The following is a 6,460-nucleotide window of genomic DNA, read 5'->3' on the forward strand; positions in this document are numbered from 1 at the left end:
CTTGCTGTTGCAATCAGCGGCTAAAGATCCACGCCGCCATCGATGTGCAGGACTTGGCCTGTCATAAAGGTGTTTGTCATGGCGAAAAGGTAGGCCGCCGCGACTTAATCGATCGTCCCGACTCGGCCAAGCGGGATGCTGCTGGCCAAGGCGTCCGCCTGCTGTTGTTGCTGCGCCACCGGTATCGTGCGCCATAGACCAGTCGGCGTCCAAAACGGGGAGACCGCATTGACCCGCAAGCGCGGGGCCAACTCGACCGCCAGCCCCTGGACCATGGTGGCGATCGCCTGGTTACCGACGATCGCCCCGGCGGCATCATTGGGATGGCCGCCCGAGCCAGCCGTAAAGGTCATGCTGCGAAGAAGATGCGGGGCCGCGAGCTGGGCGAGCTGAAGATTGGCGAAAAATTTGCCTTCGATCGCCTCACGAATGGCGACCCGATCGGACATAAAGCCGCCACTGGCCGCGCCGCCCAGCATCGACACCAGATGGTCAAAGGCTGGATGCGTGGTGAAAAAAGGTTGGAGCGTTGCCTCGTCAGTGGCGTCCAGTGCGGTGCCAGTCAGTTCGGGATGGCTGGCCAGAAACACTTGAAGCCGTTGGGCATTGCGGCCGATCACATGCACCTTGGCGCCTTGCGCTGCGGCTTGCACGGCCACCGCGGCCCCAAAGCCAGAGGTACCACCGATGATCAAAATTGTTTGTGTGGCTAATTTCATTCCGATTTTCCTTCTTTCTGCTTGCGGCCATGCGCGCTTTGTTCCATGTGGTTACGCGACCTGGCTGAGAAAATGCCAAATGTCTGGCCCAAATACGATCAAGAGGCCAATCATGACTGCGATCGCGACCACCGTGCCAATGAAGGGCTTCGGCGCGGTTCTGGCGCGTTGCCACGTGCTCTGCCAGTCCATGAGCATGGCGGCGAGCGTAGTCAAAAGCAGCCCTAAGATCAAAAAGAACACAAAGGGGCTGATGTTGGTATTGCCCATATGCCCGAAACTGTCGCGACCGAGATACCAGGGGCCGCGATAGCCTTTGATCGTCATCCAGATATCGCAAGCCACAGCCAGGATGAAGCCGCCGCCGATGAAAAGCACCATCAGCCGGCCTAGATTTTTGACGTAATGGGGATGTGCCTGTTCATAGGGACTGGGCGTGCGCGTCTTGGTCATCTTGAAGGTTCCTTTCGATTTGAATTCACCCAGTTATCATAACAAATTCGCGGCCAAGGATGCGGGGCATCTCAATTTGTTTTGAAGTGAGGCGAGCTGGCTCGTAAAATATGGTACATTGAATTGGATGGTCTGCGTGGATCAAAATACAGCTTGTAACCGTTTGTTTTAGACAATTAGATGCCGTACAATTAGGCAAGAAGCTTTAGGAGGCGACGTTTGTGAGCATTTTAGAGATCAAAGATCTGCATGTCAAAGTCAAGGAAGAACCTGAGCATCCGGAAATTCTGCGCGGGGTGAATCTGACGATCAAATCCGGCGAGATCCATGCGCTGATGGGGCCAAATGGGAACGGAAAATCGACCTTGGCCGAGACCATCATGGGCAACCCCCGCTACTTGGTGACCCAGGGCGATATTGTGCTCGATGGCCAAAGCATTTTGCCGTTGGGCGTGGATGAGCGTGCCCGGGCTGGCCTGTTTTTAGGCATGCAGTACCCAGCGGAGATCTCCGGCGTCACCAACGCGGAGTTTATTCGGGCGGCGATCAATGCGCGCCGGCCGGAAGACGATCAGGTGCCGATCATGCAGTTTTTGAAGGACCTCGACAAGACGATGGCGATCTTGAAGATGCCTGAGGATATGGCGGATCGCTATTTGAACCAAGGTTTTTCCGGTGGTGAAAAAAAGCGCAACGAGATTCTTCAGCTGATGATGGTCCACCCGGGCCTGGCGATGCTGGATGAGATCGATTCCGGGCTGGACATCGACGCGCTGCGCATCGTGGCCCATGGCGTGAACCTGATGCGCGGGCCGGAATTTTCCAGCCTGATCATCACGCATTACCAGCGCCTGCTAGATTACATTGTGCCGGATGTGGTATCGGTCATGAAAGATGGCGAGATCATCGAGACCGGCGGCGCGGATCTGGCGAAGTCGTTGGAAAAGACGGGGTACGAGCATCTCAAAGTGGGTGACGCCAATGCCTGAGACGTTGACACTACCAAACACGCCGAAAATTCACTTGGCGCGGTATTTGGCGCAGGGCAAAGATGACACGCCTTGCGCGCCGGTCGAGGTGACCGCCCCGACAGCGGTCACAGTGGCTCATCCAGTCAAGCTGACGCAAAATACCGTGAATGGGCTGGACAGCTGGTTGCTGGAGGCGCCACAGCAGGTGACCACGATCGACGTGCCGGCCGGTTTTCAGGCGGACACCCCGATCGTTTTGCGCGGCCCGGCCACTGGTGGCGGGGTGATTCAGATTCATGTTGGTGAGGATGCGCATGTTGTGTTGCAGGAGCGCTGGCAGGCGGATGGCGATGTGCTCGGGGTGGGCGTTTGGCTCACCGCAGACGCGGGCGCCACAGTCGACTGGCTCACCTATGATGCCTTCATCGCCCCGGTCGCGGTGGTGCAGCGGACCGTCGATCTTGGCGCCGGCACCACGCTGAATTGGACCATTGCCGGTTTTTCCCACAACAGCGGCGCGAGTCTGGCGACGGTGAACCTCAATGGCCTCGGGGCGCACGCGACCATCAACGTCGGCGTGCTTGCCAGCGGGCGCCAGCATGTCGGCTATGTGACCGCGGTGACGAACCAGGCGCAAAAAACGGTTGGCCACATCAACCAGCACGGGGTGATCACCGACAAGGCGCATCTGATCTTCAACGGCATCGGCCACATTGTGAAGGGCGCCCGAGGCAGCGATGCCCAGCAGGAAAATCGAGTGCTCATGCTCAACCAAGATGCCCGTGGGGATGCCAATCCGATTCTGTTGATCGATGAAAATGACGTGACGGCGGGCCATGCCGCCTCGGTCACCCGGGTGGATGCCCGGCAAATGTATTACCTGATGAGTCGCGGGCTCCAGGAGGCCTTGGCCAAGCGCCTCGTGATTCGCGGCTTCTTGGAAGCGGGTCTGGGCGAGATCGCGGATCCCGAATTGAAGCAGGAATTATTTGACACGATCGATGAAACGCTGGTGAATGCTGATGCGTGAGCAATTTCCATTTTTCGCGGCGCACCCAGAGCTAACGTACCTGGATTCGGCGGCGACCAGTCAGAAACCGCAGGCGGTGCTGGATGCCTTGCGCGATTATTATGTTGCGGACAACGCTAACGTGCATCGCGGCTTGTACCAGCTGGCTTATGCGACTACGGAAAAATACGAGGCGGTCCGTCAGCAGATCGCCACGCACATTCATGCGGCGCGGCCTGAGGAGATCGTGTATACCCGCAGCACCACGGATGGCCTGAATCTGGTCGCCGCCAGTTTTGGCCCGCTGGTGGTGCAGCCCGGCGATGAGATTCTTGTTTCAGGCGCGGAACATCACAGCAACTTTATTCCCTGGCAGCAGCTCGCCAAGCGGACCGGAGCAAAATTTGTGATCGCACCTGTTCAGGAAGATGGCAACACCGATGCGGCCCAGGTCGCGCACTTGATCACCCCGCGCACCAAACTATTGGCGCTGGCCTCGGTGACCAATGTGGCTGGCGGGGCAGTCGCGATTCGGCCGCTAGCCGACCGCGTTCATGCCAATGGCGGCTTCATGGTCGTCGATGGCGCGCAGCAGATCGCGCATCTGCCAGTCGATGTGCAGGCCATGGGGGCAGACTTCTTTGCCTTTTCCGGCCATAAGATGTACGGGCCGACCGGCATTGGCGCCTTGTATGGGCGGTATGACTTGCTGGCAAAAATGCCGCCGGTGCAATTCGGCGGCGAGATGATCGACACGGTGATGGATCAAGACACCACCTGGGCCGAGGTGCCGCTGAAGTTCGAGGCGGGCACGCCGAACATTGCCGGCGTGATCGGGCTCGGGGCGGCTTTTGATTTCATGGCAACGCTGGACCTGGCTGCGGTGCGGGCGCACGAACAGGCGCTGGTCGCGCGGCTGCGCACGGGCTTGGCTGCAATCGATGGCATTCAGCTGTACGGCGACGAGGCTAGTATCGGCATCGTCTCGTTCAACCTCACCGGGGTACATCCGCATGATGTCGCTACGATCTTGGATGAGGCGCAGGTGGCGGTGCGCGCCGGGCATCACTGCGCCCAGCCACTGATGGCGCGGCTTGGCGTGCCGGCGACCGTGCGCGCCAGTGTCGGCGTCTACAATAATGAGGCGGACATCGACCGGCTGATCGCGGCCGTCCAGTCGGCAAGGAGGGTCTTTGATGCCGTTATCTAAGCTGGATCAACTCTATCGTCAAGTCATCTTGGATGAAGCCTATCACCCGCGGCACCACGGGAGCTTGCCGGATTACGACCACAGTGTCACGCTACAGAATCCCAGCTGCGGCGACGTCTTGACCTTGCAGCTGAAGCTGAGCGACGGGCAGATCGCCGACGCCAAATTTTCCGGCAGCGGCTGCACGATCTCGCAGGCCTCGGGCAGTTTGATGACTGACCTGATCATTGGCAAAACACCGGCCGCCGTGCAACAACTTGTCGAGACCTTTTCCACTTTGGTGATCGATGGCCGCGCCCCAGCCGAAGAGGCGTTGGGGGATGCGGCGATCTTAAAGGGCGTGCATGATTTTCCCGCCCGCATCAAATGCGCCACGCTGGCCTGGAAGGCGGCAAGTCAAGCCTTGAGTAAGGGGGAGCGACATGACTGAAACGAAGAATACCAAAAACAATGAACAGGTCGCCGCGGACATCGACTTTTTGCCCGATGACAATCCCGGCGACTTCAAAGATGATATTAAACCGGTCTTTTCCACCGGCCGTGGGTTGACGGAAGACACGGTGCGGGCGATCTCCAAGGAAAAAGGAGAACCCCAGTGGATGCTTGATTACCGCTTGGCGAGCTACCGGACGTACCTGAAGCTGGCGATGCCGGATTACGGGCCGGATCTGTCGGACCTTGATCTTGAGCACATGCTGTATTTTCAAAAGGCCACCGATAAGACTTACCGTGACTGGGAAGATGTCCCGGACACGATCAAGAACACGTTTGATCGGCTGGGCGTGCCGCAAGCGGAGCGTAAGTATCTCGCCGGTGCCAGCGCGCAGTATGAGTCGGAAGTCGTGTACCACAACATGAAGGACGAGTTCGATAAGCTCGGCATCATCTTCATGGACATGGACAGTGCGTTGCGCGAGCATGAGGACCTGGTGCGCCAGTACTTTGGCACCTTGGTCCATCCGACCGACAATAAGTTTGCCGCACTCAATGGCGCCGTTTGGTCCGGTGGGAGCTTCATCTATGTGCCGGAAGGGGTGCAGACGGATGTGCCGATTCAGTCGTATTTTCGCATCAATGCGGAAAACACGGGCCAGTTCGAGCGCACGCTGATCATCGTCTCGCCTGGCGCGCATATCAATTACGTGGAAGGCTGCACGGCGCCGAATTACAGCTCGGACAGCCTGCATGCTGCCGTGGTCGAAGTGTTTGTCCAGGACGACGCCTATGCGCGGTACACCACGATTCAAAATTGGTCCAAGAATGTCTTCAGCTTGGAGACCAAGCGCGCCCAGGCGATGAAGAATGCCACGATGGAATGGGTCGATGGCAATCTCGGCTCCAAGACCACGATGAAGTATCCGAGTGTCTACCTCGACGGCGAAGGGGCACACGGCACGATGCTGTCGATCGCAGTGGCCGGCGCCGGCGTCGATCAGGACAACGGGGCGCGCATGATCCACAACGCGCCAAACACTTCGTCCAGCATCGTCTCCAAGTCGATCGCCAAGGATGGCGGCGCCGTGGATTACCGCGGCACGGTCCGCTTCACGAAAAAAGCGGACGGGGCCTTTTGCCATGTTGAGTGTGACACGATCTTGATGGATGAAAAAAGTCGCAGCGACACGATTCCGTATAATGAGATCCATAATGCAAACGTCGCAATGGAACACGAAGCCAAGGTCTCCAAGGTCTCAGAAGAGCAGCTCTATTATCTGATGAGCCGCGGCATCTCTGAGGCCAAGGCCACTGAGATGATCATCATGGGCTTCGTTGAGCCGTTCACCAAGGAGCTGCCGATGGAATATGCGGTGGAGCTCAACCGCTTGATCTCTATGGAAATGGACGGTTCGGTTGGGTGATGCCGTAATGGCGCGGTTTCGGGGTGCTTTTTGAGCAAAGAAAAAACGGCTGCCCGTTTTTTGCCCGCTTTTATTTAGTAAGTACGCTATAGGTAGTGGCTGTTCAAAAACGTGTAGCATTTGATACTAGTGATTTTAGGTCATTACTGTCATATAATAAATGCATACGAAATTCCGGTTTTCAGACATTTCCCGTGCATTTACGAAATTCACTCGGAGGTTTTATCCATGGTTTATCG

General features: G+C 57.6%; 6 protein-coding genes and 1 pseudogene. 5 read left to right on the plus strand and 2 right to left on the minus strand.

Translation table 11 applies throughout. The annotated features are described in order from the left end of the window. Positions 1–20: 20 nt before the first annotated feature. A pseudogene (locus EKM95_RS08275) lies at positions 21–719 on the minus strand (SDR family oxidoreductase). A gap of 51 nt (positions 720–770) precedes the next feature. Then, a complete protein-coding gene (locus EKM95_RS08280) occupies positions 771–1,172 on the minus strand; it encodes a hypothetical protein (protein WP_125697383.1) in 402 nt (133 codons plus the stop codon). Between the two features lie 221 nt (positions 1,173–1,393). Between EKM95_RS08280 and sufC the strand changes: the two genes are divergently transcribed. From sufC to sufB, 5 genes are read left to right on the plus strand one after another with little or no spacing between them, the layout of a single operon-like run. Then, positions 1,394–2,161: a Fe-S cluster assembly ATPase SufC gene (gene sufC, locus EKM95_RS08285; protein ID WP_125697385.1), complete on the plus strand. Its 768-nt coding sequence runs from the start codon at positions 1,394–1,396 to the stop codon at positions 2,159–2,161. After that, positions 2,154–3,173, plus strand: a complete 1,020-nt coding sequence (locus EKM95_RS08290) for a SufD family Fe-S cluster assembly protein (protein WP_125697387.1) — start codon at positions 2,154–2,156, stop codon at positions 3,171–3,173. Before sufC ends, EKM95_RS08290 begins: the two co-directional genes overlap by 8 nt. Continuing rightward, positions 3,166–4,362 (plus strand): aminotransferase class V-fold PLP-dependent enzyme, encoded by a 1,197-nt coding sequence (locus EKM95_RS08295; RefSeq protein WP_125697389.1) that lies wholly within the window; start codon positions 3,166–3,168, stop codon positions 4,360–4,362. The genes EKM95_RS08290 and EKM95_RS08295 overlap by 8 nt, the downstream gene beginning before the upstream one ends. Continuing rightward, positions 4,349–4,792: a Fe-S cluster assembly sulfur transfer protein SufU gene (sufU, locus tag EKM95_RS08300; protein WP_125697391.1), complete on the plus strand. Its 444-nt coding sequence runs from the start codon at positions 4,349–4,351 to the stop codon at positions 4,790–4,792. The genes EKM95_RS08295 and sufU overlap by 14 nt, the downstream gene beginning before the upstream one ends. Further along, positions 4,785–6,221 carry a Fe-S cluster assembly protein SufB gene (sufB, locus tag EKM95_RS08305; protein ID WP_125697393.1) on the plus strand — a complete coding sequence of 479 codons (1,437 nt, stop codon included), beginning with the start codon at positions 4,785–4,787 and terminating at the stop codon, positions 6,219–6,221. Before sufU ends, sufB begins: the two co-directional genes overlap by 8 nt. The last annotated feature ends 239 nt before the right edge of the window (positions 6,222–6,460 follow it).

The organism is Lacticaseibacillus yichunensis, assembly GCF_003946405.1.
GTDB classification, from domain to species: Bacteria; Bacillota; Bacilli; order Lactobacillales; family Lactobacillaceae; genus Lacticaseibacillus; species Lacticaseibacillus yichunensis.

What these genes read in the sequence shown, in the direction of transcription:
- sufU (WP_125697391.1), top strand. Translation starts at nt 4,349, where the DNA reads ATGCCGTTATCTAAGCTGGATCAACTCTATCGTCAAGTCATCTTGGAT.
- EKM95_RS08290 (WP_125697387.1), top strand. Translation starts at nt 2,154, where the DNA reads ATGCCTGAGACGTTGACACTACCAAACACGCCGAAAATTCACTTGGCG.
- EKM95_RS08295 (WP_125697389.1), top strand. Translation starts at nt 3,166, where the DNA reads ATGCGTGAGCAATTTCCATTTTTCGCGGCGCACCCAGAGCTAACGTAC.
- sufB (WP_125697393.1), top strand. Translation starts at nt 4,785, where the DNA reads ATGACTGAAACGAAGAATACCAAAAACAATGAACAGGTCGCCGCGGAC.
- EKM95_RS08280 (WP_125697383.1), bottom strand. Translation starts at nt 1,172, where the DNA reads ATGACCAAGACGCGCACGCCCAGTCCCTATGAACAGGCACATCCCCAT.